The sequence below is a fragment of the Nocardiopsis mangrovi genome (genome assembly GCF_042653925.1).
Classification (GTDB): domain Bacteria; phylum Actinomycetota; class Actinomycetes; order Streptosporangiales; family Streptosporangiaceae; genus Nocardiopsis_B; species Nocardiopsis_B mangrovi.
Map to the genome: position 1 here is coordinate 58,841 of NZ_JBHSFQ010000025.1, position 25,722 is coordinate 84,562.

The window sequence follows — 25,722 nt, forward strand, 5'->3', positions numbered from 1 at the left end:
GCGCCGGTAGTGCCAGGGCCACCCGAAGCGTAGGCCCGCCCCCATTCAGCGGCGCGGACGCGATCCGTAGGTTCTGATGCGCGGCCCCCGCAGGGGCGGCGGCGCCGTGAGGCGAAGGGCGCGCATCGGCCTTCGCCTCTCCGCCGGCCTCGCGGGCGAGACCCGTGCGCGGACGCGCGGATCCGCGGGCCGCGGGTGCCGCCGGGACGGCCGGCCGGCGGCCGCCGACAGGTCGACGGGACCGCGTGTCCCGCCTACCCGGCCGGGTGGTCCCGACCCACGGAACCACCCGGCGACCGTACGCGATCACTCCCTCACGCACAGCAGTCGATGGTGCGTTCCTCCCCGGCTCACGCCGACGGCTTCCACGCAAGGAGTTCCCAGGTGACCGGCTCATCAGTCCCCGCCCCGTCCGAACGGCGCGGCCCCGGACCGACCTCGCTCGGGCAGCGGGCGCTCGCCCCCGACCTCGCCCGCGGGTTCATGCTGCTGTTCATCGCGCTGGTGAACGCGCAGTTCTTCCTGACGGCACCGGACATCGTGGCATCGGTGCCCGATCAGCTCGTGGTCCTGGTCCAGTCGACCGTCGTCAACGCCAGGGCGATCCCTCTGTTCTCCCTCCTCTTCGGCTACGGCATGGTGCAGCTGCTGCGGCGGCTCGACGCGGGCGGTGGGCGCCCCCTCGGGGTCCTGCGCCGGCGGGGGGTGTGGCTGGTGGTGATCGGCCTCGTCCACGGGGCGCTGCTGCTGCCCGTTGACATCATCGGCGCCTACGGCCTGGCCGTCCTGCTCTTCGCGGGGCTGCTGCGCGCGGGGGACGCGACGCTGCTGTGGGTTTCGGGTGCCTTCGCCGCCGCCTCGATCGGGCTGCGGACGGCGGTGGTGATGCTGCGCGCGGCGTCGGGGGACGACGCCTCGGTCGCCGCCGGCTCCCTCGTCCGGGGCGACATCGCCGCGGCGACCGCCGAGCGCCTCCAGGAGTGGGTCCTCTACACGCCGGTCACGCTGCTCACCGTGGTGGTGCCGCCGTTGCTGTGGGGGGTGTGGGCGGCCCGCCGCCGGATCCTGGACGACCCGGCCCGGCACCGCCGGTTCCTGGTGTGGGCGGCGACGGCCGGCCTGGGCACGGCGGTCCTCGGCGGGTTCCCGGACGCGCTCATCCAGGCGGAGCTGTGGACGGACGCGCCACTCCAGGCGGTGAACGTCCTGGCGGTCGTCCACGACGTCACGGGATGGGCCGGGGGCGTCGGCTGGGCGGCGCTGATCGGGCTGGTCGCGATCCGGGCCGCGGAGCGGCGGGGCGCCGTCGTGCGGGCGGTGGAGGCCGTCGGGCAGCGGTCGATGACCTGCTACCTGCTCCAGTCCGTGGTGTTCACGGCCGCCTTCGCTCCCTATGGGGCGGGGCTGGGCGCGTCGCAGGGGGCGGCGGTGGCGGCCGCCATCGGGGCGGCGACCTGGGCGGCGACGGTGGCCGTGGCGGAGACGATGCGCCGACGCGGGCACCGGGGCCCGGCCGAGACCCTGGTGCGCCGGCTCACCTACGGCCGCCGCTCCCCCGCCGGGTGACGCCCGGGCGCTCTCCCGGCGTTCGGCGTCGGCGCGCACTCGGCCGAGCGCGCGCCGCCCCGGGGCGGATCCGGTGCGAGCCCGCTTCGGCTGTGCGGGCCGGTCACGCGGTGCGCCTCGGCTCCGCCTGCGGCGGCCACCGAGCACCTGGGCGGGCTCGTCTTCCACGCCGCCGCGAAGGACACCCGGATCAACGAGCGGTGCACGGTGAACGGAGTGCTCGACGACGGGTTCGGGCGCGTCCCGGAGGAGGAGGGCCCGCTCTCCCTCGGCGGCCGCCATGCGCCGAGCCGCTGGCCGCAGGACGCGTCGTGGGACTTCGTGGCGGTCGGCCGCGGCCACGACCACGGGTTCTGGGCGCGGTCCGCTCTCAACCGCTCGGGCGGTCCGGTGGCTCCACGGCGCGCCGGAGGCGCTCGACCAGGACGGTGATCTCCTCCGCCAGCTCGGGGGGTTCGCGGACGTCGAAGTCAAAGCCGAACGTCGCCACCCACACGGCCAGGTGGTCGAGCCGGTCGGAGCCGATGCGCAGGGTGCACGTCGCCTCGTCGACCGGCTCGACCACGCCGATGGCGGGCGGAACCTCGTCGGCCACGCGCTCGGCCGAAGCGTGCATGGTGAGCACCGCCTGGTGGCGGTAGCGGTCGACGGCCATGTCCCGGACGAAGCGGCCGGCGAGGTCATCGGGCAGCGGCCTCGGGCTGAACCGCGGCCCGTTGGGGGTGCGCAGCGCGCACCGGTCGGCGCGGAACCGCCGCCACCCCGTCTTATCGGTGTCCCAGGCGAACAGGTACCACCGGCGCCCGAACTGGACCAGCCGGTAGGGCTCGACCTCGCGCACCGTCCGCTCGCCGTCGTAGGCGGTGTAGCCGAAGCGCAGCCGCACGTTGTCGCGGATGGCCGAGGCCATCGCGGTCAGCGTCGCCGCGCCGACGGTGGCACCGGGCGCCGGCAGGGCCACCAGCGCCGCTTCCAGCGCGTCGGCCTGGCGGCGCAGCCGGGAGGGCAGCATCCGGTCGAGCTTGGCGAGGGCGCGCACCGAGGTCTCCGCGATACCGGTGACCGCGCCGCCGGCCGCGGTGCGCAGGCCGACCGCCACCGCCACGGCCTCCTCGTCGTCGAGCAGCAGCGGGGGCAGCACGGCGCCCGGGGCGAGCGTGTAGCCGCCGCCGACGCCGCCGGCCGCGTCGATGGGGTAGCCCAGCGTCCGCAGCTTGTCGATGTCGCGGCGTACGGTCCGCCGGCTCACGCCGAGGCGCTCGGCCAGCTCGGGGCCCGTCCAGTCGTGCCGGGCCTGCATGAGGCCGAGCAGGCGCAGCAGCCGGGCCGAGGTCTCCAACATGGGGGAAGTCTCGCAGCGATCGCGGACGGGATCCGGCCGCGAACCCCCATAGCTTCGCTTTCCATGACGGAGAACACCATGACGATCCTTGTCACCGGGGCGACCGGAAACGTCGGACGCCCCCTGGTCGAACGGCTGCTGGCCGACGGGCACCGGGTTCGGGCCCTCACCCGCTCCCCCGCGAGGGCCGCGCTCCCGGCCGGCGCCGACGTGGTCGCCGGGGACCTGGCGGACACCGCGAGCCTGGCCGCCGCCTTCGCGGGCGCCGATGCCGTGCACCTGATCGGCTTCGACGGGGCGGATCACGCGCCGCTGGCCAACGGAGCGGAGATCGCGGACCTGGCGCGGCGGTCGGGCGTGCACAGGGTGACGGTGCTGAAGGGGGAGATGGAGCGGACCCCGCTGGAGGAGGCGCTGGAGGCCGCCGGCCTGGCGCCCACCCGGCTGGCCCCGGTGGAGTTCATGGCGAACGCGCTCGAATGGGCGGAGGCCGTCCGCGGTGGAGGCGTCGTCCGTGAGCCCTTTCCGGAGGCCAGGAGCGCGATGGTGCACGAGGCGGACATCGCGGCGGTCGCCGCCGTGGCGCTGGCGGGCGACGGCCACGCCGGCCGGCAGTACGTGCTGACCGGCCCGGAGGTGCTGACCCACCCCGACAAGGCGCGCATCATCGGGGAGGTCCTGGGCCGGGACGTGCGCTATGCCGAACTCCCCCGCGACGAAGCGGTCGCGGGGTGGGAGCAGGCCGGCTTCACTTCGGAGGACATCGCGTTCTTCCTGGCCGTGCGCGTGGATCCCCACGAGGTCGCCTACACCGTGCTGCCCACCGTCGAGGAGGTCACCGGCGCCCCCGCACGGATCTTCGCCCAGTGGGTCCGGGAGAACGCGGGCGCCTTCGGCGCCTGACGGAGACCGGGCGGACCCGCCCGCCCGTCGCGGCATCCGCCCGCCCGTCGCGGCATCCGGGCTGCGCCTGCTATTGCCCGCGACCGCACGAGAGTGCGCCGGCCGGGTCCGCCCACCGCGTCCGACACCGATAGCGGCCGATGACCGGTGCCCGCACCCGTATGGGGGCGGTCGGCTGCCGGGCGATGGGCGGCTCCGTCCACGCACTCCGGCGGACGGACGCGGGCCGGACCAGGGCGGCGCCGGCATCGGCGCCCGCACCGTCCGCGAGGGCGACACGACGGCACGGGCTGCGGCCGTCGCCCGTGAAGGGGCCCGCCCCGCCGCTTCGCGGTGCGGGGCACCCCCCGCCGCGGATTCGGTCCACGCGCCCCCCGACGCGATCCGCCGGCGCGACCGCCACCCGGTCCGCCCGTCAGACGCCGAAGGCGTCCAGGACGTCGACGAGGGTCGTCTCCCCTCCGACGTTGCCGGGAACCACCACGTAGGGCACCACCGGGCCCGCGGGCGTGGGCAGGTCCCAGACGCTGATCCCCGGGAGCACCTGGCCGCGCACGCGCGCCACCCGCGCGCCGAGCCCCGTGCGCGCGACCTCGGCCGAGGTGATCCCGCCCTTGGCGACCACGGCCGCGACCTCGCCGGAGAGCCCGTTCACGGCCGCGGTGAGCGCGGCCATGACGCGTTCGCCGTGGCCGAGCGTGCTGTCGGCGGCGCGGCGGCGCCGCTCGCTGGCGATGACGGCGGCGCCGCGGTCGCGCAGGACGGCGCGGGCCCGCTCCATGAGGTCGGCTCCCGCCGCGGCGGGGTCGGCGAGCGCGGCGTCGGTGTCCAGGACGACCGGCCGCAGGCCCCGCCGGCGTTCCAGCGCGGCGAGTTGGGCGGTCGCGCCGGAGGTGTGCGAGCCGCAGACCGTGAGTACCGGGCCGGGCATCCGGTCGAGCGGCGCCGGCAGGAGCGCCGCAGTGGCCGCGTCGGCGCAGCGAGCGGCCAGCGGTGCGGCGCAGCGGACCACGACGTCGCGGCCCGCGGCCCAGGCCCGGAGCAGGGCGCCGTGGACGAGGTCGATGTCGGAGTCGGTGACCGCGTCAGGCGCCACCACGGTGCCGGGGGCCGCCGAGGTGAGCGCTCCGGCTAGGGCGCCGCCGCCGCTGGAGCGGAGGTCGCCGAGCGCGACGGTGAGCGCGGGTCGCCCGCCGCCCTGCTCGGCGACGTAGCCGCGCACGTCGCTGGAGCCGAACCCGAACACGGGGTCGTCGGCGTACTCCGTCTCGGCGGCCGGGACGTCCGCGTCCCCCACACGCACGTAGTGGACGCCGCCGCGCGTGGTGCGGCCCCCGGCGGGGAACGCGGGGACGAACAGCATGACGGAGTCGTCGGTGGCGAAGGCGTCGCTTTCGGCGAAGACGTGCCCGCGCAGGGTGGAGTCACCGCGCAGGATGAAGCGAACGCCGGTGCCGATGCGGTCCGCGGCCTCCAGAGCGGCCGCGCGGATCCGCCGGACGAGCGCCACCGCCTCCTCGGCCCCGAGGGCGCGGCTGTTGGTGAGGACATAGAGGGCGTCGTCGGCGCGCAGGGCGTCCTCGATGTCGCGGGAGAGTGCGGCCTCGCCGGTCTCCAGGAGGACCGGGACGCCGGAGGCGGACTGCGTCCCTGTGGGGTCGTCGTCGAGGACGAGGGTCTTCATCGGGGCCCTCCATGGGCGGTCGGGGAACGAACGGCGATGCCCGCGCGGTCTGCCCACCGTCGGGGCGGGCGGCGGGCGCGCCCCTGCCGAGGTCGCGGTTCGCAGTCGGGAACGCGCTGGAGAGCGTAGCGAAACCGCACCGCCGCAGCTCCGGTAGGTCGCCGGGGGCGCCACCTCGCGTATCCCCGGGGCCGACGGCACGGCCGGGGCCACCACCCGGCGGCCCGGAGGCCCTACACGGCAGCGGAGGCGTCTCCGGACGACCGCGAATCACGCCGAACCGCCCCCGACGCGCCGCACCAGAGCGGAGTGGCGACCGTGGACGCCACCGCTGGGCACGCCGAGCGGCCCAACCCGAGCCGCACCGGCACCGGACCGCCACAACGTCCCTCCAAGCGGTGAGCCAAGCCTCCGCGACAAGGCGGCGAGCGCGGTTCCCAGGTGGGAACGGCGCTGGAGCGCGTGGCGAAGACCCGCTGCCGGAACCCCGGCCGGCCGCCATCTCGCAAGCCCTCGGCCGCCACCGCCACCGGGCAGGCGCGCAGGGCCCGGCGTCGACGGCGCATGTGTCCGGCCGGCGGAGGGCATGCCCCGGCCGCCGGGGGTCTGGGCACGGTCGGCGCCCGGCCCACCGGGAGCCGGGCCGCCATGGCGGAAGGGGAGGCGCCCGGAACGGCGGGCCGCGGGGACGGCGAGCGGACCGTTTCGATTGCGGGGCAATGACGATTCGGCAACCGGCGGACGCGCATAGTCGCGGAACCGTGAGCCGATGCCGGTGACGGGTCAACGCGCGAGCAGCAGAAAGCGGTTCCCGAGAGCCGCGGCCGAAGGCGGTCTGGCCGCGTGCGGACGGACCCGATGACACTTGGTGATCACTGGGCTACCTTCAAAGCGAGTGACACCCTCTACTCTGGAGGCTGGTATGCGCGCACTCTGGGCACGCCTACGCCCTGTCCTTCGATCGTGGACCTGCGAATGCGGGCAGTCCAACGCCAACGAGCTGATCAACTGCACGCGGTGCGGCAAGTGGAAGTGATGGAGCCGATGATGGAGCGCAAGTCTCTGGAGGAACACGCACGAGGCGTGATGGTGGCCGAGGCCAAGCGCCGCGGCGTCACGATCAGCTTTCCGGAGCCTGTGCCCGATCACATCCCCGAGGACACCCGCCAGTGGCTCGCCCACGTCGAGGGCAAGGGCTGGTGCTATTTCGCCGCACCGGGGTTCGGCCACGAGGTCGCCCTGCCGGCCGAGCACGACTTCCTCCCCGTCAACGACGTGCTGGCCACCAACTACTCGCTCTTCTACGGAACCGTCGTAGTGAAGCACTGGCCCAAGGTCGCCGCCGCACCCCGCCGCGCATAGGCGCCGGCGAAGGCCACCACGTCCGTCATCGGCGGTGGTGGCCTTCACTGTGGGGGGTCAAAGCTCGCCGGACCGGACGCCTTGGATGAACGCACGCCACTCGGCGGACCCGAAGCCCAGGTGTCCCAACTCGCGATGCCGGGTGTCACGCACGAGAACCGTCGAGCCCTCGGCAACCTCAACACAGCTCCCGGATTGGGCACTGTAGGTGCTCGTGTGCCAAATCGGATCAGGCATCGTCATCGAGTTCTTCCTTGACTTTCCGGACCAGTTCCGCGCTCGTTCGGGTCGATAGAGCTTCGGACTGGAGGATGCCGAATATCGTTGTGCAGCGCTGCACATGAATCATCTCATCGAGGAGCTTCTCGCCCTCCATGTGCTCCGCGGAAGCGACCATGGGCTTGTCGGGGAACAGGTAGATCCGGAACGGGCCGGACGCACCCGGGTGACACTCCGCACCGCCAGGGAAGACCTGGAATCGAATGACGCCTCTTTCGACCAGGTCGAGCACGCGCGCGAGCTGTTCGCTCAGCACGGCCCTCCCACCGAATCGGCGGTGCACCGCCGTCTCATCGACCACCATTGACACCAGCGGGTGCGCTTCCTTCTCGAGGATCCGCTGACGCCGGAGACGGGACCGCACCATCTCATCGAGTTCAGAGTTCGTGACCCATGGCCCGGTGTCCTTGAGGACGGCTCGAATGTATCCCTCTGTTTGGATGAGACCAGGGATGACCTGACTCTGGTACTCGCGCAGCTCGGTGATCACACCCTCCAGCTGCTCGACCTCTTCGTACCACTCTGGTAGGGATCTCGCTGCGTTGGCTTTGCTCCAGGAACGTACGACAGCACCAGCCGACCCGAACTGATCGTCGAGCAGCCGGGCATGGTCCAACCGCATGCCGCGTACACCGGTCTCCCAGCCCGAAACCGCGGACTGGACCACGTTGAGAGCCCTAGCCACCTGGGCTTGCGACATCCCCGCCCGTTCCCGAGCAGCACGCAGATCGCGGCCGAAACGCTTCCTCTCCGGGCTCGCCTTCCGGCTCATCCTGCCTCCTCGGACCGATGGGTAATCACCACAATCACCAAACTCTTTAGATAATGCCGCCACACATCTCTTCTAACAACCGGAATTGACAAGTTGGTGATCCGTCTGGCGGGGTGCCACCGGAACCCGCATGGTGTTACTCACAGGGACGGTGTCGTAACCGACTGAAGCGAACCTCAACACGGAGGCGCCCGCGCGGCGGTGATAGACGCCCGGGGACACGATCTCCGCCAATTAATCCGAAAGGTGAAAGCGATGCACGACGATACCTGGCAGCAGAGGCCGACGGGCACGTTCGTTCGGACCGAGCGCAGGGGGCGCATCCGCCCCTACCTGTTCCGTGCCGGATCCCCGGTTTCCGCCTGGGTCCGGTGATGGCAGTGACGTTCGAGCAGCGGTTCCCCGGCTGGTCCGACCAGATCCGCAAGGCAAGGGAGTGGACCGACGACATCCTCTCCACCCACGAGTGGTTCGACATCCCCTCCGACACGATCGCCTCGGCCGTCCTCCTCGTCTCCGAGGCGAGTACCAACGCCCTGCGCTACACGGCCAGCGGGCGCGGTGGCGTCTTCAAAGTCACCCTGAAGGTGGATCGGCGGCGCATCACCATCGAAGTCGACGACGAAGGACGTCCCGCCGGCGGGACGGTTCCGTTCATCCGCCCGCTCACGCCCATGGCGCAGCACGGACGCGGCCTCACCCTGATCGACTACATCGCCGACTCCTGGTCCCTGCTCCCCCGCCCCCGGACCGGCGTCACCTTCACACTCACCTGGCACCCGGCCCCCACCCCCGCGGCCTGACCCGCCAGGACCCGAGACGCGATGTTCCCGCCTCCGGAGGGGGAGGCGGGAACATCGCCCTCGCCTCCGGAACACCCTCGGAGGGGCCGCCCGCTCAGAGCGCGCGGCGCTTCACCGCGCGGAGGAACGCGGCCCACTCCCGCTCCGGCACCTCCACGCACCCGGCCCCCGGATACGCGGAGTCCCGCACCGCCACCCCCGCACCCCGCGGCCGGCCCGTCCGCCCGCACGCTCCGCGCCCGTGGCCGAGACGCGCGATGGCCACGCAGTTCTCCGAGAGGCTGTGGCTACTGGTGCGGAAGTCCCATTCGTCCATGCGGCACATGTACCCCTCCCCCACCCCCGGAACGCCCGCCGACCGGCGGCCGCCCGCCCTCTCCCAGAGGCCGCCCGGCCGCCGCGCACACCGGCCCAAGGCCGGAGCGGCGGCACACCGCCCGGCGCCGGCCCGGCGCCGCGCACAGCAGGACGCCGCGTACCCCGCTGGAGTCTCCTGCGGGGTACGCGGCGCGGACGGCCGGGCCGGGCAAGGGAGTTCGGTACCGGAACGGCCGCCTTCAGGGCTGTGCGGTCAGTGCGCGGTGGCCTTCTCCGCACCCGCGCCGGTCAGGGACCGGACTTCCATCTCGGCCTGCTTGGCGCGGTCGCCCTTCTGGGACAGAACCGTACCGAGCCAGCCGAGCAGGAACGACAGCGGAATGGACACCAGGCCCGGGTTCTCCAGCGGGAACCAGTGGAAGTCGACCCCCTTGATCATCGACGTCTCGGCCCCCGAGACCGCCGGGGAGAACACGATGAGGGTGACCGTGACGATCAGGCCGCCGTAGATGCTCCACAGGGCGCCGGCCGTGTTGAACCTGCGCCAGAACAGCGAGTAGAGGATGGTCGGCAGGTTCGCCGACGCCGCCACCGCGAACGCCAGCGCCACCAGGAACGCCACGTTCTGCTCGCGGGCGAGGATCCCGCCGACGATGGAGACCGCGCCGATCACCAGGGCGGTGATCCGGGCGACCCGGACCTCGGCGTTCTTGTCCTCGACCTTGCCCCGCTTGATCACGTTGGCGTAGACGTCGTGGGCGAACGACGCCGACGCCGTGATCGTCAGCCCCGCCACCACCGCGAGGATGGTCGCGAACGCGACCGCCGCGATGAACCCGAGGAGAAGGGGTCCGCCCAAGGCCAATGCCAGGAGTGGGGCCGCCGAGTTCTGCCCGCCGGGCGCCGATGCGATCGCCTCTGGTCCGACCAGCGCCCCGGCACCGTAGCCCAGGACCAGCGTGAACAGGTAGAAGACCCCGATCAGCGCGATGGCCCAGACCACCGAGCGGCGCGCCTCCTTGGCCGTAGGCACGGTGTAGAAGCGCATGAGCACGTGCGGCAGGCCCGCGGTGCCCAGCACCAGGGCGATGCCCAGGGACAGGAAGTTCAGCTTGCTGATCTCGCTGATGCCGTACTGAGCGCCGGGCGAGAGCAGGGCCTCGCCCTTGCTCCCTTCCTGGGCGACCGCGTCGGCCAGCAGGCCCGACAGGTTGAACCCGTACATGGCGAGCACCCACAGGGTCATCGCGCCCGCGCCGCTGATCAGCAGCACGGCCTTGATGATCTGCACCCAGGTGGTGCCCTTCATGCCGCCGATCAGCACGTAGATGATCATCACGACGCCGACCGCGGCGATGACCGCGGACTGCCCGGCCGCGCCCTGGATGCCCAGGAGGAGGTTGACCAGGCTGCCGCCGCCCGCCATCTGGGCGAGCAGGTAGAAGAAGGACACCGCGAGCGTGGAGATCGCGGCGGCCGCGCGCACCGGGCGCTGGCGCATCCGGAAGGCGAGGACGTCGCCCATGGTGAACTTGCCGGTGTTGCGCAGCAGCTCGGCCACCAGCAGCAGCGCCACCAACCAGGCGACCAGGAAGCCGATGGAGTAGAGGAAGCCGTCGTATCCGTTGAGCGCGATGGCGCCGCAGATACCGAGGAAGGACGCGGCCGACAGGTAGTCGCCCGCGATGGCGACGCCGTTCTGCGGACCGCTGAAGGCGCGGCCGGCGGCGTAGTAGTCCGACGCGGTCTTCGTGTTCCGGCTGGCCCGGAACACGATCACCAGCGTGACCGCGACGAAGGCACCGAAGATGCTCATGTTGAGCACCGGGTTGATGCCCTCGATCCCCTGCGCCTCCTGGGCGAGGGTCAGCGCGCCGTTCATTCGGCCTTCCCCTCCTGTCCGTCTTCGATGCCGCTGCGGATGTCCTCGGCCAGCGGGTCGAGGCGGCGGTTGGCGTAGCGCACGTAGAGCCCGGTGATCACGAAGGTCGAGACGAACTGGAGCAGCCCGAACACCAGGCCGACGTTGATGTTGCCGAGCAGCTTGATCGCCATGAATCCATGGGCGTAGTCGGCCACCACCACGTAGAGCAGGTACCACCCGAGGAAGAAGGCGGTCATCGGGAACACGAACACGCGCAGTCGCCTGCGCAGCTCAACGAACTCCGGACTCGCCTGCACCTTCTCCCAGTCGGGGCCGGGGTCGCCCCCGACGTCCTTGTCGTATTCGGTATCCGTCACCACAGACCTCCGCACCGCGTCCTCGTGTGTCCGGCGACACATGTGTTCCGCGCCACGTTAAGGACGGCGGGGTGCCCCGTAACACCTCCACCCGCCGGAAACGGCCGATGGAGCGACGAACGGTCGACGAACGGCGGGCGCGGCACGCCGAACGGCACTCAGGGCCGATCCGGTGAGCGCCCGCCGCGGGGCCCCGGCCCCTCTTCATCCAGGTGCAATCGCAGCATCGCAGCCCGTGACCAGGGCGCGGGCGTGCCGCAGAGGGAGACCGCGACCGTGGTGGCGAACGCCAGCGGGACCGACCACAGCGCCGGCTGGGTGACGAGCAGGCCGGCCAGGCCGGCCAGGGGCGGCCCGAACAGGGCGATCGTGATGGCGCCCGAGGAGGCCAGCAGGCCCGAGAGAACCCCGCTGATCGCCCCGGTCGCGGTGAGGCGCGACCACCATATCCCCAGCACCAGCAGCGGGCAGAAGGTGGACGCGGCGACAGTGAACCCCCAGGTCACCAGGGTTCCCGCGTCGATGCGCGCGGCGGGCAGCGCGAGCAGGACGGTGATGGCGGCGACCCCCACGACGGTGATCCGCAGCCGGCGCAGCCCGCCCGGGAGCAGGTCGTGGGCGATGGCGCCGGCCATCACCAGCAGCAGCCCCAGCGAGGTCGCGAGGAACGCCGCGAAGGCCCCCATGGTCAGCATCGACGCCATGAAGGTGCCCGCCCAGCCGGTGTCGACCCGGGTGGGCAGCGACACCACGGCGGTGTCGGTGGCGCCGGTCAGGTACAGCTCGGGCACCAGCACCCGGCCGAGGACCCCGTAGACCCCCGGGAAGACGTAGAACACCCCCAGCAGGGCGACGGTGATGGCGGCGGTGCGCCGCGCCGACCGGCCGTCGGGGCTGGTGTGGAAGCGCATGAGGACGTGCGGCAGCCCCATGGTGCCCAGGGCGGTGGCGAGCAGCACCGCCCAGGTGCCCAGCACCGGGTGGCCGGAGTCGCGGGGGTCGAGCAGCGGCCGCTGCCAGCCTTCGGCGCCGGGCGGCGGGCCGCCGTCGGTGCGAGGCACCGCCGCGCCCTCGGGGAAGACGAGCGTGGTGCCCGACGTGATCGGGTGCCGTCCGGGTGTGAGCACGTCGGCGGTGCCGCCGGACACGTCCACAACGGTGGTCTCGTCGACGGTCAGCACTGCGTCGACCTGGAACGACACCGTGGTGTCGCGTTCGAACCGGGAGAACTCCACCGGGTGCAGCGCCTCTTCGCGCACGTCGGGCCCCGCCTGGGCCACCAGCCAGATCGCCGGCACGATGAACAGCAGCAGCTTCAGGCAGAACTGGAACGCCTGCACGTAGGTCGCGGCGCGCATGCCGCCCAGCGCGAGGGTGACGCTCACCGCCGCGCCGGCGATCACGACCCCCGCCCAGTAGGGCCAGGTGGTGACCGAGCTGAGCACCAGCCCCGCCACGCTGAACTGCGGGACCGCGTACAGGCCCCCGATCACGAGCACGACCAGCGCGCTCACCCGCCGCAGGGCGGGCGAGGCGAGCCGCGCCTCGGCGAAGTCGGGCACGGTCAGCGCCCCGGTGCGGCGCATGGGCGCGGCCACCAGCACGAGCATGGCGACGTAGCCCGCGGTGAACCCCACCGGGTACCAGAGCGCCCCCACCCCGTCCTTGACCACCAGTCCGGCGATGCCGAGGAACGACGCGGCCGACAGGTACTCCCCCGACACCGCCGCGGAGTTCAGCAGCGGGGACACCCGGCGCGATGCCACCAGGAAGTCGGAGGTGGTGCGCAGCGCGGCCACCCCCCGCACGCCGATCAGCAGGGTCACCAGGACCAGCACCGCGACGGCGAGCAGGGACGCCATCACCGCCGCTCCTCGACGCGCTCGGCGGCACGGAGCTGGCGCCGCGCCAGCAGGGCCAGGAACGGGTAGGGCAGCACCGCCAGCACCGCCCAGGACAGCGGGACGCCCCACAGCCGCACGTCGTCCAGCTGCGGCCACGCCGCGAACACCAGCGGCAGGCCCAGCAGCAGCGCGGCGAGCAGCAGGAGCACGGGCACCCCCTGCACCCGCTGGCGCCGGTAGAGGGCGGCGGCGCGCTCGGCGTCGGCCGGGTCGAGCGCGGGCACCCGCCAGCGCCCCCGCGACCGGCCCCTGGCGTGCGCGAGCCGCGTCTGCGGGCTCGACACCGCGACCCGCTTGACCCTGCTCATCCGGGCTGCCGCCGTCCTTCGCCGTCGAGCTCGCCGCGCTGGGCGGCGCGCAGGAGCTGTTCGCGCAGCTCGCGGGAGTGGCGCCGGCTGACCGGGACGTCGCCGAGGTCCGTGTGGGCCAGCAGCCCGCCCACCGAGTCGCTGCGCAGCTCGCGGATGGCGTCGAGGGCGACCAGGTAGCCGCGGTGCACCCGGCTGAACCCGGTGCCCGACCAGTACTCCTCCAGCCGCGAGATCGGCATCCGCACCAGGTGCACGCCCGAAGGGGTGTGCAGCCGCACGTAGTCGCCGTTGGCCTCGACGAACCGGACGTCGCTGCGCCGCACGTAGCGGGTGCGCCCCGCGGACTCCACGGTCAGCACGGCCATGGTGTCGGGGGCCCGGTTGCCGGCGGGCGGCGTATCGGCGGAGGCCGCCATGCGGGCCACCTTCCCCAGCGCGGTCGCCAGCCGCTCCGCGCGCACGGGCTTGAGCAGGTAGTCGACGGCGCCCAGCCCGTAGGCGGTGATGGCGTGGCCCTCGTGCGCGGTGACGAAGACGATCACGGGCGGCTCGCTCAGCTTGGCGAGCAGCGACGCCAGCTCGATGCCGTCGAGTCCGGGCATGGAGATGTCCAGGAAGACCGCGTCGAAGCGGTCGCCCTGGATGGACCTCAGCGCACTGAGCGGGTCGGCGGCGGCCACGACCTCGCCGACCTCGGGCGCGTCGGCGAGCAGCCGGCAGAGGTCGTCGAGGGCGGGGCGCACGTCGTCGACGGCCAGGACCCGCAGGCCCGCGCGATCCGGTGACATCAGGGCATCACTCCCGGCTGGAATCTCGGAACGCGCACCACGACCCGGGTGCCCGCGTCGACGGCGGTCTCGACCACCAGCCCGTACCAGGCGCCGTAGACGTGGCGCAGCCGGCGGTCCACGTTGGACAGTCCGACGCTGTCCGCCCGGCCCCGGCCGGCGAGGACGGCCTCGGCTTCGGCGGGGTCCATGCCCACGCCGTCGTCCTCCACGGCGATGACGCAGTCGTTGCCCTCGGCCTCCCCGGAGACCTGCACCAGCCCGGCGCCGGAGCGGGGTTCGATCCCGTGCCGGATGGCGTTTTCCACGAGTGGTTGCAGGACGAGGTAGGGCACCGCGACGCCCAGCACTTCGGGCGCCACCCGCACCTGCACGCGCAGCCGGTCGCCCAGGACGGCGCGTTGCAGGATCAGGTAGGTCTCGATCGCGTGGAACTCGTCGGAGACGGTGGTGTACTCGCCCCGCCGGGCCAGGCTGTAGCGGGTGTAGTCGGCGAAGTCGAGCATCAGCTCGCGCGCCCGCTCGGGGTCGGAGGAGACCAGGGAGGCGACGACGGTCAGGGCGTTGTAGACGAAGTGCGGGGAGATCTCGGCGCGCAGCGCCCGCAGCTCGGCGCGGGCGGCCTGCTCGGCCGACGCCTCCAGCCGGCCGCGGCGCAGCGCCTCGGTGATCAGGGCGGCGGCCTCGCGGACGGCGGCGCCGCGGACCCGTCCCGCGACGACCAGGGCGCCGGCCAGCTGGTCGTCGACGTGCAGCGGCACCGCCCTCAGCAGGGGGCCGCCGCGCGGAGCCTCGCTGTGCAGGACGTCCTCGACCAGGGGCCCGGTCTCCGCCTCGGGTGCGGGCCGCCCGGCCCACAGCAGGCGCCCCGACAGGTCGGCCACCGCCAGGCCCGGGATCCCGAGCAGCCGGCGCAGCCGGCGCACGGCGGCGGGTGCGCCGACCCCGGCCAGGCCGTCGCGCAGCCCCTCGGAGACTCCGCGCGCGGCGCGCAGCGCGGCCGGCGGATCGGCGTGGGAACCGGGCCGCCGGGCGGGCCGCCAGAGCACGGCCTGTCTTCGGAGTCGGTCGGCGGGCGACTGCATGGGCGTTCTCATCATCACTGCCGGGGACGGAAGGGACGTGGCGGTGCGAACTGGACGACACCCCCGCTGACCGTTCGTCGCGTCCGCGGTGCCGTCTATCGCGTGAACGGTACTGGTGGCCGTGCGGGACGTGTCCTGTCGGCACCCTTGATCCTACGGTGGTCGCCGAAGGTAGTGGGCATCACGTACGTCGGGAGTTGACATGGCAGAGGAAGTGTTGTCGAACCTGATGAGCGAGGACCGCTCGTTTCCACCGAGCGAGGACTTCGCCGCCGGGGCCAACGCGACCGCCGCCCTGTACGACGACGCCGTCTCCGATCGCGAGGGCTTCTGGGCGGAACAGGCCGGACGCCTCAGCTGGGCGGCCCCGTGGGAGCAGGTGCTCGACTGGTCCGACGCGCCGTTCGCGAAGTGGTTCACCGGCGGCCGGCTCAACGTCGCCTACAACTGCGTGGACCGCCACGTCGAGGACGGCCACGGCGACCAGGTCGCCATCCACTGGGTCGGCGAGCCCGGCGACAGCCGCGACATCACCTACGCCGAGCTCCTCGCCGAGGTGAGCCGCGCCGCCAACGCGCTGTCCTCCCTGGGGCTGGTGGCCGGCGACCGGGTGGCCATCCAGCTCCCGATGGTCCCCGAGGCCATCGTCGCCATGCTGGCCTGCGCCCGCCTGGGCCTCACCCACAGCGTGGTGTTCGGCGGGTTCTCCCCCGCGGCGCTGCGCTCCCGTGTGGAGGACGCCGCGGCGCGCGTCGTGATCACCTCCGACGGCCAGTACCGGCGCGGGTCGGCCGCGCCGATGAAGGAGAACGTCGACGAGGCGCTGGCGGACCTGCCCGTCGTCGAGAAGGTCGTCGTGGTGCGGCGCACCGGCACCGACGTGCCCTGGACCGAGGGGCGCGACCTGTGGTGGCACGACCTCGTGGACGCGCAGCCGACGGAGCACACGGCCGAGGCGTTCGACGCCGAGCACCCGCTGTTCATCCTCTACACCTCGGGCACCACCGGGCGCCCCAAGGGGATCCTGCACACCTCGGGCGGCTACCTCACCCAGGCCGCCTACACCCACCGCGTGGTGTTCGACCACCGCCCGGGCGAGGACGTGTACTGGTGCACCGCCGACATCGGCTGGATCACCGGGCACACCTACATCGTCTACGGCCCGCTGGCCAACCGCGCGACCCAGGTCGTCTACGAGGGCACCCCCAACACCCCCAACGAGGGGCGGCACTGGGAGATCGTGGAGCGCTACGGGGTGTCGATCTACTACACCGCGCCCACCCTCATCCGCACCTTCATGAAGTGGGGCGCGCACATCCCGGCGGCGTTCGACCTGTCGTCGCTGCGCCTGCTCGGCAGCGTCGGCGAGCCCATCAACCCCGAGGCGTGGCTGTGGTACCGGGAGAACATCGGCCGCGGCACGACCCCGATCGTCGACACGTGGTGGCAGACCGAGACCGGCGCCATCATGATCTCCCCGCTGCCCGGGGTGACGGCGGCCAAGCCGGGATCGGCGCAGCGCGCGCTCCCGGGCATCGGCGCCCGGGTCGTGGACGAGACCGGCGCCGAGGTCGCCAAGGGGTCGGGCGGCTACCTGGTGCTGGACCAGCCGTGGCCGTCGATGCTCCGCGGGATCTGGGGCGACCCCGAGCGGTTCCGCGACACCTACTGGTCGCGGTTCGCCGACCTCGGCTACTACTTCGCCGGTGACGGCGCCAAGTACGACGCCGACGGCGACATCTGGCTGCTGGGCCGGGTGGACGACGTGATGAACGTGTCGGGACACCGGATCTCCACGACCGAGGTGGAATCCGCGCTGGTCTCCCACCCGACCGTCGCCGAGGCCGCCGTCGTCGGCGCGTCGGACCCCACCACGGGCCAGGCGATCGTCGCGTTCGTGATCGCCCGCAGCGGCACCGCGGGGCCGGACGGGGACCGGGCCGAGGCGGTGGCCGCGCTGCGCGACCACGTGGCCAAGGAGATCGGGCCGATCGCCAAGCCGCGGCAGATCCTGATCGTCCCCGAGCTGCCCAAGACCCGCTCCGGCAAGATCATGCGCCGGCTGCTGCGGGACGTCGCGGAGAACCGCGAGGTCGGCGACGTGACCACGCTGGCCGACTCCTCGGTGATGGAGCTGATCTCCTCGGGCCTGCGGCCCGCGGCAGCCGAGGACTGAGCGCGGTGGCCGGCGCCGACCGTCCCGGCGTCGGCCACCGCAACGCCCCCGTGCGCTCGCCGCTCCGCACCCGTAGGGTCGGGATCATGGAAGGACCGCCCGGCGGGGCGCGCCCGGGCCGGACCGGGCCGCCACGGCCCGCCGGCGCGGCCCGCCGGCGCGGCCCGGCGCCCCGGAGCGGGCGCCCGATCGGCGCGCCGCCGCGCCGTGGCGCTGTGAGGAGAGCAGGCATGGACTTCGACATGGTCGTGGAGATCCCGCAGGGGTCGCGCAACAAGTACGAGATGGACCACGCCATCGGCCGGATCCGGCTGGACCGGGCACTGTTCACCGCCACCACCTACCCGGCCGACTACGGCTACCTGCCCGGCACGCTCGCCGAGGACGGCGACCCCCTCGACGCCATGGTGCCGCTGGACAAGCCGTCCTTCCCGGGCTGCGTGGTGCGCGTGCGGCCGGTCGCCGTCTTCTGGATGCGCGACGAGGGCGGCCCGGACGCCAAGGTCCTGTGCATGCCCGCGGGCGACCCGCGTCTGGAGCACATCCGCGACCTGCGCAACATGCCGGAGTTCCAGGTCAACGAGATGACCCACTTCTTCGACATCTACAAGCGCCTGGAGCCGGGCAAGAGCTCGGAGGTCCGCGGCTGGCAGGACCGCCGCGCGGCCGAGGCCACCGTCCTGGACGCCCAGCGCCGCGCCGCCCGCGCCGCACAGGGCGCCTCCGAGGTCTGACGGCGTCAGGAGCGCCCCCGCTCCGAGGCGGGACGCCCGCGCCCCCGATCGCGCCGCGCGGCCCCGAGGATGAGCGGGGAACCCCGATCGAGCGTGCCCGCGTGACGCCGGCGGTGGCCGTGCTGAGGAGCGGTGTGCGACCGGGGAACGAGGGGGCACCCCGCGAGGCACGCCTCCCCCGGATCGGCGCCGCCTCAAGAGTGCCCCGCAGGCCGGCCGGGGGGCACGGTCTAGCCTGAGGGCCGCCATCGCGGATTCCCGCGGCGGTGGAGCCGAACCGAAGGGACCCCCATGCCCGCACCGACCGTCTCCCCCGAACTGGCCCGTTCCGTCTGGAAGGCGACGGAGCCCCTTCACACGCAGATCTACTTCGCCCCCGAGCGGCTGGACGTGTATGCGGGGATCGGGCTCGAACCCCGCGTCATGGGGTACTTCGCCACGCGCTCCGCGCCGCTGGGCGCGGTGGGACCGCAGGCCGTGGCCGCGACGTTCTACAACTTCAACCCCGAGCTGATCGCGTCGGTGATCCCGCGGGCGTGGGGGATCGCCACCCCCGATGCGGTGGTGCGCGCCCGGCTGGCGGCGGCGGATTCCTCGCTCCGGGCGCTGCTGGGTGCGGAGGCGATCGGTTCGGCCGAGCTGGCCGAGGCCGCGTCGCTGGCCCACACGGCGGCCGAGGAGGCGGCGCGCCATGCACACGGACGTCCGCTGTTCGCCGGGCACTCCGGGCTGGACTGGCCGCAGGAGCCGCACCTCGTCCTATGGCACGCGGCCAGCCTGCTGCGCGAGTTCCGCGGCGACGGGCACATCGCCGCCCTGCTCGCCGCGCGCATCGGACCTCTGGAAGCGCTGGTGACCCACGCCGCGACGGGGGCGTACAGCGCGTCGGGACTGCGGGCGTCGCGGGGATGGCGGCAGGACGCCTGGGACGCGAGCGTCGCCGCCGCCGTCGACCGCGGCCTGGTGGCCGTCGGTGCGGACGGTGCCCTGTCCGCCACCGCCGAGGGCGGGCGCCTGCGGGCGGCCGTCGAGGCGCAGACCGACGAACTGGCCCTTCCCGCCTTCTCCGGGCTCGGCCCGGACGGCTGCGAGCGGCTGGTCTCCCTGGCGGAGCCCTTCGCCCGCACCGTGCGCGACGCGGGCATCCTCCCCGGCACCCGCAAGCGCTGACCCGGCCGCGCCGGGCCGCCGTCCCGGACCCCGGCCGCACCCCGCGACCGGCGCCGGTCCGGCCGGCTCGGGGCGGGCCCCTCACCGGGACGGACCGGGCAGGGCCGGCGTGAGCCGGGCCCCACCGGGACAGTGCCGGCGAGGCCGAGATGAGGGGACCTGCTCTACCGGAGGCCCGCACGCCGACGAGGCCGGCGTGCGGGCCTGCTCTTGCCGGGACGGCTCCGGCGGCTCGACGCGGCGGCCCCGGCGGTCCGACGCGTCCGGGCCGTCCAGCAGGCGGCGGCTGGCTAGGCTCCTGCCGTGCACATGCGTTACGCGAGCGAGCAGGGGCAGGGCGCGGTCAACGAGGACGCGGTGGCGGCCGGAACGGGCTGGGCGTTCGTGCTCGACGGGGCGACCGCCCCTCCCGGGGTCGACAGCGGGTGCCGGCACGGGGTGCGGTGGCTGGTCGACCGGCTCACACAGGGCCTGACGGCCGAGCTGACGGCCGACGACGCGCACCGCGTCCCCCTCCAGGACGTCCTCGCCGCCGCGATCCAGCGCACCCGCGCGGCCCACGGCCCCGGCTGCGACCTGGGCGACCCCGACGGACCGTCGGCGACGGCGGCCGTCGTACGGGCGACCGGCGACGGCCTGGACCACCTCGTGCTGGGCGACTGCACCGTCCTGCTGCCCCATGCCGACGACTCCGCTGACGGGCCGGCGCCCTCCTCCGTGACCGCGGTGACCGACGACCGGCTGGAGCGCCTGCCGGGCGGGCGCCCCTACAGCCGGGCCCTCGTCCGCGCCGCCCGCAACACAGCGGGCGGGTTCTGGGTGGCGGGCGCTTCCGTGGAAGCCGCGGCGCACGCCGTGTGCGGGCGGGCCCCCACGTCCCGGCGGCGGTTCGCGCTGCTCACCGACGGCTGCGCACGCCTTGTCACGGACTACGGCGCGACCTGGGCCGATGCCTGGGCGCTGCTGGAGTCCGGCGGCCCCGAGGCGCTGATCGCCGCAGTCCGTTCCGCCGAACTCGACCGCCCGGCCCGGGGGACCAAACGCCACGACGACGCCACGGCTGTCGTCGGCGCCTTCGACCCCCCTCCACTCTGACCGCGAACCGCGCCGCCGCCGCGCGGTGATCGCGCAGGGGACGGGTAGCGGGACGCGGTGGCCATGCGGACGGCCGGTGCGTGCGGCCTCGCGCACGGGGACGGGCCGGTGGGCGCGCGATCATGCACGGGCACAGGCCGACGCGCGCGGCGACCGTGCCGACCGCGGACCGCCGAGCGCCGTGACCGTGCGCGGGGACGGGCCGATGCGGTCCCGCCCGGGAGAAGCTCCCATGGATGCCGCCGATCCGTGGGAGCGGTTCGGTGGTCAGGCGCGGTTGTGGAAGCAGCCGGTAGACCCCGCGGACCACGAGGCGTCCGGGCCGGCGGATGATGCTCCTCGTGGACACGCCCTCGGCGGTGCAGCGTGCGCCGGCCAGGAGGGACGGACGAGAGAGTGAAGGGTCCTTCGGCCAGGCTCCTACGAGGCCACGGACTCCCGCCCGGCCGCGCCCCCGATGGCAGCGCCCGGACCGGCGACTCCCGCTGATGACAGCCGAAGCGTAGGTCGGTCGACGGCTCAGCTCCCCGAGCACTGCCATCTGCGGTCTCACTGTCAGACGGTGTCAAGGGTGGCGCCGATGCGGTCGGCGACCGTGGTCGCGAGGCCGGCGGCGGCGTCCAGCTTGGCGCCGGCGTCCATGCCGGGGCTGCCCCGGTAGATGACGTCGACCGCGATGTTGCGGGTGCTGAACACCGCCTCGGCCCAGTCGTCCTGGGCCGCGACGGCGGGGTTGTCGCTGCGCGGCTCGGAGTAGGAGACGGCGTGGCCGCCGTCGCCGACGGGGAGGTCGCGCAGTTCCAGATCGGCGACGAGGTCGTCCCCGGTATCGACCGCCGGCGCGGCCGACGCGCCGCCCAGCCCGCGCTCAAGGGGTGCGAGGGCGCGGGCGACGCGGTCGCGCGGTTCGGCGTAGTCGGTGTCCCGGGTCTCGGGCAGGTAGCGCAGCACGATGACGGTGAACAGCGCCGGGTCCTCGTCGTCCCGCGTCGCCGAGCAGTACAGGGACTCGTCGATTCCCGGCTCGGCCTCACCGTAGTAGTAGCTGGGCCCGCCGCCGAGCGTGTGCCCCTCGGTGGCGGGGATGTCGGCGAAGACGTCGTCGGGAAGGAGGTCGGCGCAGGTTTCGAGGCCGGCATAAGCGGGGCGCGGCCCGGCCAGGCCCCACGCGAGGGGGACGGCGACCGCGACCGCCGCGAGCGCCGCGGCGGCCGTGATCAGGGCCCGGCCCTTGCCGGGCGGACGGACCGCGCCCTCGGGCAGCGGTCCCCCCGGCTCTCCGGGGAAGTCCGGGCGGCCTTTCGGGGCTCTTCCGGTGGGAGCGTGCCGGGAGGGTCTCGGTTCCGGTGGCGGCCCGGAGGGCCTGCCGTCGCCGGAGGGTTCGGGGGGCTCCCAGGGCGAGCGGGGGGTGGGCGGCTGACCGGGCATCGTACGGGCTCCTCACCCCGGAGGGAGGTCGACCGGCGGCGGGGCCGACCCCTTCCGCCACGGACACTTCCGCCCCGCCATTGTCCGCCCGGAATGTTTCCGTCGGCGGCACCGGCACCGTCGTAGGATCCGGCGATTGGACACGTCGTTCAGCGGCGTACTCGTCGGCCGGAGACGACGCCCTCTGGACAGGGCGGCGGCACTCGCACCCGAACCGAATGGCGCCAGGACCGCCGCCCGCCCAAGGCCGCCCCGGCACCGGGCATCGGGTATCGGGTATCGGGCGAGCCCGTTCCGTGGATCCTCCGGCTGGTCCTCCCCGTCGGTGCGCTTGCCGCCGAAGCCGGCCGGGAGGTGCCCAGTCCACGGGTGTGGTGGCCGCCGATGGCGTGTGGCTAGGCGGTTCGGCCGACGGCTCCGATCGACTGTTCGACCAGGCGGGCGGCGTCGGACACCGCGTCGAGCCGCTCGGCGGGCCGCATGCCGTTGGTCCCCTCGTAGACGAGCGAGACCATGACGTTGCGCGTGGTGAAGCCGGCGACGGCCCAGCCGTCGCGGTCCTCGAAGAAGTCGTCGGACTCGACGTTGGAGTAGTCGACCGCGTATCCCGCCTCGCCGACCGACAGGTCGCGGATCTCGACGTCGGCGACGAAGCCGTCGCTGATGGTCAGGGCGTCGCCGGATGTCGCGCCGTCGTCCAGCTCGCGGTCGATCGGCCGCCGGAGGCGGTCGAGCTGCCGTTGGAGCTCGGCGTAGTCGTCCTCCTCGGTGGAGATGGGGAACAGCCGGAAGGACGCGTTGACGACGGGTGGCTCCTCGCCGCTGTCATCGGTGAAGGCCGAGCACCACATGTCGCTCTCGGAGCCGTCGGCGCCTTCGCTCGAGCCCTCGCCTTCGCCGGTGATCCAGTCGCCCTCGACGTCGGCGCCCTCGGCGCCGGGGATCTCGGCCAGCAGGTCGCCCGTAAGCAGCTCGTCGCACTCCGCCAGCTCGGTGTAGGCCGGCCCGGGCCCGGACAGGCTCCAGACCAGCAGGCCCGCGATGACCAGCGCGACGGCGGTGCCGCCCGCGACCCCGCCGACGATCCATCCGCGCCGCGGATCACGAGGCGGCGGCCCGCCGGGATAGCCCGGATAGCCCGGATAACCGGGTCCGGGCGGGAGCGGCCCACCGGGAGGCCCGGGGAATCCGCCAGGAGGGCCGGGAGGTCCGCCAGAAAAGCCGGGGTGACCGCCGGGCGGGCCCGGGAATGCGCCGCCCTGGGGCGGCGGGAGCGGAGCGCCGGGCTGAGGGCCGTACCCCGGTCGCCCGTAGCCGGGAGCTCCGGGCCCGGGCGGCACCGGGCCGTGCCCCGGGGCCGGATTCCGGCCGTAGGGATCGGGCTGCCCGGAGCCGTGCGGTCCCGGGGGAGGTTCGAAGGACGGCGGTCCACCGGCCACGGCGGCACTCCTCTTGCGGTGGGGGATGGGATGCGGTGGCTTCCCAGGGTATTCGCGCCGATACGACGGTCGTGTCGCCCTCCCTCGGGCCCTGGTGATCGTCCGCATCCGGCCACCGCCGCCCGCGCCCGGACGGCCACCGGAGCGCAATGCCGCCGGCGTCGGCCGGAAACGACCCCCGCCACCTGCCCCCGCGCGGGCTTCGGGCGGCCCGGCCCGCGGTTCCGCCGCGTGCGGGCCCACGGCCGACCGCGCGGACCTCCGGGCCCACTCGGACGACGCCGACCCCTCCCCTCTCACCGTCCTCCTCGTCAACGCGCCGTCAAGGTCGGACGGGCGGCCATCAGGAGGTCGTAAAAATCACCACGAATCGGACGAATGGCCAGTTCAATTCCTGGTGTCGCATCGGTTCGCCCGAGGTCGCCCGTGACCCGGCCGATCGCGGCGGATGGGAGTGGACCCGTGCTCGACGCCGCCTATGTCTGCCTCACGCTCGCGTGCTTCGCGCTCATCGGGCTGATCGCACGAGCGGCGGCCCGGCTGTGAGCGCCGCCGTGCTCGACCTCGTCGGGCTGGCGGTCGCCGCCGCCCTGCTGGTCTACCTCGTGATCGCCCTCGTGCTCCCTGAGAGGTTCTAGGTGTCCGACACCATGGCGGGGCTGCTCCAGATCGCCCTGCTGTTCAGCGTGCTCGCCGCCGTCTACGTCCCGTTCGGGGACCACATGGCGCGCGTCTTCTCCCCCGGGCGCCACCTGCGCTTGGAGCGGGCCGTGTACCGGCTGTGCGGCGTGGACGCCGACACCGAAATGCGCGGCCCCGTCTACCTCCGCGCCGTCCTGGCGTTCTCCCTGCTCTCCGTCCTGCTGCTGTACGCCCTGCAACGGGTGCAGCAGTGGCTGCCGCTGAGCATCGGCATGGGCCCGGTCGACCCCGACCAGGCGTGGAACACCGCGGTCTCCTTCGCGGCCAACACCAACTGGCAGTCCTACGCGGGCGAGTCCACCATGGGCCACCTGGTCCAGATGGCCGGCCTGGGCGTGCAGAACTTCGTCTCGGCCGCCGTGGGCCTGTCGGTGGCGATCGCCCTGGTGCGCGGGCTGATCCGCAAGCGCACCGACCTGCTCGGCAACTTCTGGGTGGACCTCACCCGCGGTGTGGTGCGCGTCCTGCTTCCGCTCGCGGCGGTCGCCGCCGTGGTCCTCATAGCGGGGGGCGTGATCCAGAACCTCGCCCCGCACACCGCCTACGCCACCCTGACGGGCGGCCCGCAGACGATCCCCGGCGGCCCCGTGGCCTCCCAGGAGGCGATCAAGGAGCTGGGCACCAACGGGGGCGGCTTCTTCAACGCCAACTCCGCCCACCCGTTCGAGGGGCCGTCCGCGTGGATCAGCCTCTTCCAGGTCTTCCTGATCCTGCTCATCCCGGTGTGCCTCACCCGCGCCTACGGGACCCTGCTGGCCCGTGCGGGGGCGGGATCGCACCGCCACGGCCTGGCGATCCTCGCCGCCATGGCCGCCGTCTTCACGCTCTCACTGGCCGGGACCACCGCCGCCGAGCTGAGCGCGCAGGGCACCGCCGCCGAAGCCGCGGGCGCCGCCACCGAGGGCAAGGAGACGCGCTTCGGGATCTGGCTGTCGGCGCTGTTCACGACCGCCACCACCGCCACGTCCACGGGGGCGGTCAACGCCGCCCACGACTCGCTCACCCCGTTCGGCGGCGGCCTGGCGATGTTCAACATGCTGCTGGGCGAGGTCACACCCGGCGGCGTGGGCTCGGGCCTGTACGGGATGCTCGTCCTCGCGATGCTCGCCGTCTTCCTCGGCGGCCTGATGATCGGGCGCACCCCCGAGTACCTCGGCAAGCGCATCGGCCCGCGGGAGATCAAGCTCATCGCCCTGTTCGTGCTGACCACGCCGGCGCTGGTGCTGATCGGATCGGGGATCGCGATGTCGCTCCCCGGCACGCCGGAGGCCATGGCCAACGCCGATGTGCGCCCGCACGGCCTCTCCGAGGTGCTGTACGCGTTCGCCTCGGCGGCCAACAACAACGGCAGCGCGTTCGGCGGCCTCGGCGCCGACACCTCCTTCTTCAACACCGCCCTGGGCCTGGCCATCACGCTGGGGCGCTACCTGCCCATCGTGTTCGCGCTCCTGCTCGCCACATCGCTGGCCGCCCAGCGGCCCGCCCCGGCCACCGCCGGGACGCTGCCGACCCACACGCCCCTGTTCATCACGATGGTCGTGGCGACGACCCTGATCATCACCGGTCTGACGTTCTTCCCGGCGCTGGCGCTCGGACCGATCGCGGAAGGACTGAGCTGAC

At 73.7% G+C, this 25,722-nt stretch carries 23 protein-coding genes; 10 read left to right on the plus strand and 13 right to left on the minus strand.

Going from position 1 to position 25,722, the window contains the following annotated elements:
- Window positions 1-384: 384 nt before the first annotated feature.
- Window positions 385-1,566: a DUF418 domain-containing protein gene (locus tag ACFO4E_RS21965; protein ID WP_378577730.1), complete on the plus strand. Its 1,182-nt coding sequence runs from the start codon at window positions 385-387 to the stop codon at window positions 1,564-1,566.
- Window positions 1,567-1,936: 370 nt separating this feature from the next.
- Here ACFO4E_RS21965 and ACFO4E_RS21970 read toward each other — a convergent pair whose 3' ends face one another.
- Window positions 1,937-2,908 carry a helix-turn-helix transcriptional regulator gene (locus tag ACFO4E_RS21970; RefSeq protein ID WP_378577732.1) on the minus strand — a complete coding sequence of 324 codons (972 nt, stop codon included), beginning with the start codon at window positions 2,906-2,908 and terminating at the stop codon, window positions 1,937-1,939.
- Between the two features lie 78 nt (window positions 2,909-2,986).
- On the opposite strand from ACFO4E_RS21970, the gene ACFO4E_RS21975 reads away from it, so the two are divergent.
- Complete coding sequence (locus ACFO4E_RS21975; RefSeq protein WP_378577734.1) at window positions 2,987-3,811, plus strand: NmrA family NAD(P)-binding protein; 825 nt, start codon at window positions 2,987-2,989, stop codon at window positions 3,809-3,811.
- A gap of 415 nt (window positions 3,812-4,226) precedes the next feature.
- On the opposite strand, the gene ACFO4E_RS21980 is transcribed toward ACFO4E_RS21975, so the two are convergent.
- Entirely contained in the window at window positions 4,227-5,495 is a 1,269-nt protein-coding gene (locus ACFO4E_RS21980; protein WP_378577736.1) for a four-carbon acid sugar kinase family protein, read from the minus strand.
- Between the two features lie 1,017 nt (window positions 5,496-6,512).
- Between ACFO4E_RS21980 and ACFO4E_RS21985 the strand changes: the two genes are divergently transcribed.
- A complete protein-coding gene (locus ACFO4E_RS21985) occupies window positions 6,513-6,857 on the plus strand; it encodes a hypothetical protein (protein ID WP_378577738.1) in 345 nt (114 codons plus the stop codon).
- A 57-nt stretch (window positions 6,858-6,914) separates the two neighbouring features.
- Here the strand turns inward: ACFO4E_RS21985 and ACFO4E_RS21990 are convergent, their stop codons facing one another.
- Window positions 6,915-7,199 carry a DUF397 domain-containing protein gene (locus ACFO4E_RS21990; protein WP_378577740.1) on the minus strand — a complete coding sequence of 95 codons (285 nt, stop codon included), beginning with the start codon at window positions 7,197-7,199 and terminating at the stop codon, window positions 6,915-6,917.
- Window positions 7,087-7,908, minus strand: a complete 822-nt coding sequence (locus ACFO4E_RS21995) for a helix-turn-helix domain-containing protein (RefSeq protein WP_378577741.1) — start codon at window positions 7,906-7,908, stop codon at window positions 7,087-7,089. The genes ACFO4E_RS21990 and ACFO4E_RS21995 overlap by 113 nt, the downstream gene beginning before the upstream one ends.
- A 374-nt stretch (window positions 7,909-8,282) precedes the next feature.
- On the opposite strand from ACFO4E_RS21995, the gene ACFO4E_RS22000 reads away from it, so the two are divergent.
- Complete coding sequence (locus tag ACFO4E_RS22000) at window positions 8,283-8,711, plus strand: ATP-binding protein (protein WP_378577743.1); 429 nt, start codon at window positions 8,283-8,285, stop codon at window positions 8,709-8,711.
- 94 nt (window positions 8,712-8,805) lie between these two features.
- Here ACFO4E_RS22000 and ACFO4E_RS22005 read toward each other — a convergent pair whose 3' ends face one another.
- The 7 genes from ACFO4E_RS22005 to ACFO4E_RS22035 form a co-directional block, all read right to left on the minus strand.
- A complete protein-coding gene (locus ACFO4E_RS22005) occupies window positions 8,806-9,036 on the minus strand; it encodes a DUF397 domain-containing protein (RefSeq protein ID WP_378577745.1) in 231 nt (76 codons plus the stop codon).
- Window positions 9,037-9,282: 246 nt separating this feature from the next.
- On the minus strand, window positions 9,283-10,911 hold the full coding sequence (locus tag ACFO4E_RS22010; protein ID WP_378577747.1) for a solute symporter family protein: 1,629 nt from the start codon (window positions 10,909-10,911) through the stop codon (window positions 9,283-9,285).
- The gene (locus ACFO4E_RS22015) at window positions 10,908-11,270 is read right to left on the minus strand and encodes a DUF485 domain-containing protein (protein WP_378577749.1); all 363 of its coding nucleotides are present in this window, start codon (window positions 11,268-11,270) and stop codon (window positions 10,908-10,910) included. The genes ACFO4E_RS22010 and ACFO4E_RS22015 overlap by 4 nt, the downstream gene beginning before the upstream one ends.
- 158 nt (window positions 11,271-11,428) lie before the next feature.
- A complete protein-coding gene (locus tag ACFO4E_RS22020; protein ID WP_378577751.1) occupies window positions 11,429-13,132 on the minus strand; it encodes a sodium/solute symporter in 1,704 nt (567 codons plus the stop codon).
- Entirely contained in the window at window positions 13,132-13,482 is a 351-nt protein-coding gene (locus ACFO4E_RS22025) for a hypothetical protein (protein WP_378577753.1), read from the minus strand. The genes ACFO4E_RS22020 and ACFO4E_RS22025 overlap by 1 nt, the downstream gene beginning before the upstream one ends.
- A complete protein-coding gene (locus ACFO4E_RS22030; RefSeq protein ID WP_378577755.1) occupies window positions 13,479-14,273 on the minus strand; it encodes a LytR/AlgR family response regulator transcription factor in 795 nt (264 codons plus the stop codon). The genes ACFO4E_RS22025 and ACFO4E_RS22030 overlap by 4 nt, the downstream gene beginning before the upstream one ends.
- Window positions 14,273-15,268, minus strand: coding sequence for a sensor histidine kinase (locus ACFO4E_RS22035; protein WP_378577798.1), 996 nt, complete (start codon window positions 15,266-15,268; stop codon window positions 14,273-14,275). Before ACFO4E_RS22035 ends, ACFO4E_RS22030 begins: the two co-directional genes overlap by 1 nt.
- Before the next feature lie 292 nt (window positions 15,269-15,560).
- On the opposite strand from ACFO4E_RS22035, the gene acs reads away from it, so the two are divergent.
- The 4 genes from acs to ACFO4E_RS22055 all read left to right on the plus strand — a co-directional run bounded on the left by acs (window position 15,561) and on the right by ACFO4E_RS22055 (window position 20,533).
- The gene (acs, locus tag ACFO4E_RS22040) at window positions 15,561-17,534 is read left to right on the plus strand and encodes an acetate--CoA ligase (RefSeq protein WP_378577757.1); all 1,974 of its coding nucleotides are present in this window, start codon (window positions 15,561-15,563) and stop codon (window positions 17,532-17,534) included.
- A 230-nt stretch (window positions 17,535-17,764) separates the two neighbouring features.
- Window positions 17,765-18,268: an inorganic diphosphatase gene (locus tag ACFO4E_RS22045; protein ID WP_378577759.1), complete on the plus strand. Its 504-nt coding sequence runs from the start codon at window positions 17,765-17,767 to the stop codon at window positions 18,266-18,268.
- Window positions 18,269-18,559: 291 nt separating this feature from the next.
- The gene (locus tag ACFO4E_RS22050) at window positions 18,560-19,438 is read left to right on the plus strand and encodes an SCO6745 family protein (protein ID WP_378577761.1); all 879 of its coding nucleotides are present in this window, start codon (window positions 18,560-18,562) and stop codon (window positions 19,436-19,438) included.
- A 309-nt stretch (window positions 19,439-19,747) separates the two neighbouring features.
- Window positions 19,748-20,533 (plus strand): protein phosphatase 2C domain-containing protein, encoded by a 786-nt coding sequence (locus tag ACFO4E_RS22055; RefSeq protein WP_378577800.1) that lies wholly within the window; start codon window positions 19,748-19,750, stop codon window positions 20,531-20,533.
- Between the two features lie 555 nt (window positions 20,534-21,088).
- Here the strand turns inward: ACFO4E_RS22055 and ACFO4E_RS22060 are convergent.
- The gene (locus ACFO4E_RS22060) at window positions 21,089-21,961 is read right to left on the minus strand and encodes a hypothetical protein (protein ID WP_378577763.1); all 873 of its coding nucleotides are present in this window, start codon (window positions 21,959-21,961) and stop codon (window positions 21,089-21,091) included.
- A gap of 395 nt (window positions 21,962-22,356) precedes the next feature.
- Window positions 22,357-23,400, minus strand: a complete 1,044-nt coding sequence (locus ACFO4E_RS22065; RefSeq protein WP_378577765.1) for a hypothetical protein — start codon at window positions 23,398-23,400, stop codon at window positions 22,357-22,359.
- 542 nt (window positions 23,401-23,942) lie between these two features.
- Here ACFO4E_RS22065 and ACFO4E_RS22070 point away from each other — a divergent pair.
- Together ACFO4E_RS22070 and kdpA are read left to right on the plus strand one after the other, a co-directional pair.
- Window positions 23,943-24,038: a potassium-transporting ATPase subunit F gene (locus ACFO4E_RS22070; protein ID WP_378577767.1), complete on the plus strand. Its 96-nt coding sequence runs from the start codon at window positions 23,943-23,945 to the stop codon at window positions 24,036-24,038.
- A gap of 12 nt (window positions 24,039-24,050) precedes the next feature.
- Window positions 24,051-25,721: a potassium-transporting ATPase subunit KdpA gene (kdpA, locus tag ACFO4E_RS22075; protein ID WP_465263138.1), complete on the plus strand. Its 1,671-nt coding sequence runs from the start codon at window positions 24,051-24,053 to the stop codon at window positions 25,719-25,721.
- Window position 25,722 lies beyond the last annotated feature (1 nt).

Bases quoted from the DNA above. Each gene is read 5' to 3' on its own strand.
- ACFO4E_RS21970 (WP_378577732.1), bottom strand. From the start codon at position 2,908: ATGTTGGAGACCTCGGCCCGGCTGCTGCGCCTGCTCGGCCTCATGCAG.
- ACFO4E_RS21975 (WP_378577734.1), top strand. From the start codon at position 2,987: ATGACGATCCTTGTCACCGGGGCGACCGGAAACGTCGGACGCCCCCTG.
- ACFO4E_RS21980 (WP_378577736.1), bottom strand. From the start codon at position 5,495: ATGAAGACCCTCGTCCTCGACGACGACCCCACAGGGACGCAGTCCGCC.
- ACFO4E_RS21990 (WP_378577740.1), bottom strand. From the start codon at position 7,199: ATGTGCAGCGCTGCACAACGATATTCGGCATCCTCCAGTCCGAAGCTC.
- ACFO4E_RS21995 (WP_378577741.1), bottom strand. From the start codon at position 7,908: ATGAGCCGGAAGGCGAGCCCGGAGAGGAAGCGTTTCGGCCGCGATCTG.
- ACFO4E_RS22000 (WP_378577743.1), top strand. From the start codon at position 8,283: ATGGCAGTGACGTTCGAGCAGCGGTTCCCCGGCTGGTCCGACCAGATC.
- ACFO4E_RS22005 (WP_378577745.1), bottom strand. From the start codon at position 9,036: ATGTGCCGCATGGACGAATGGGACTTCCGCACCAGTAGCCACAGCCTC.
- ACFO4E_RS22010 (WP_378577747.1), bottom strand. From the start codon at position 10,911: ATGAACGGCGCGCTGACCCTCGCCCAGGAGGCGCAGGGGATCGAGGGC.
- ACFO4E_RS22020 (WP_378577751.1), bottom strand. From the start codon at position 13,132: ATGGCGTCCCTGCTCGCCGTCGCGGTGCTGGTCCTGGTGACCCTGCTG.
- ACFO4E_RS22025 (WP_378577753.1), bottom strand. From the start codon at position 13,482: ATGAGCAGGGTCAAGCGGGTCGCGGTGTCGAGCCCGCAGACGCGGCTC.
- ACFO4E_RS22030 (WP_378577755.1), bottom strand. From the start codon at position 14,273: ATGTCACCGGATCGCGCGGGCCTGCGGGTCCTGGCCGTCGACGACGTG.
- acs (WP_378577757.1), top strand. From the start codon at position 15,561: ATGGCAGAGGAAGTGTTGTCGAACCTGATGAGCGAGGACCGCTCGTTT.
- ACFO4E_RS22045 (WP_378577759.1), top strand. From the start codon at position 17,765: ATGGACTTCGACATGGTCGTGGAGATCCCGCAGGGGTCGCGCAACAAG.
- ACFO4E_RS22050 (WP_378577761.1), top strand. From the start codon at position 18,560: ATGCCCGCACCGACCGTCTCCCCCGAACTGGCCCGTTCCGTCTGGAAG.
- ACFO4E_RS22055 (WP_378577800.1), top strand. From the start codon at position 19,748: ATGCGTTACGCGAGCGAGCAGGGGCAGGGCGCGGTCAACGAGGACGCG.
- ACFO4E_RS22060 (WP_378577763.1), bottom strand. From the start codon at position 21,961: ATGCCCGGTCAGCCGCCCACCCCCCGCTCGCCCTGGGAGCCCCCCGAA.
- kdpA (WP_465263138.1), top strand. From the start codon at position 24,051: ATGGCGGGGCTGCTCCAGATCGCCCTGCTGTTCAGCGTGCTCGCCGCC.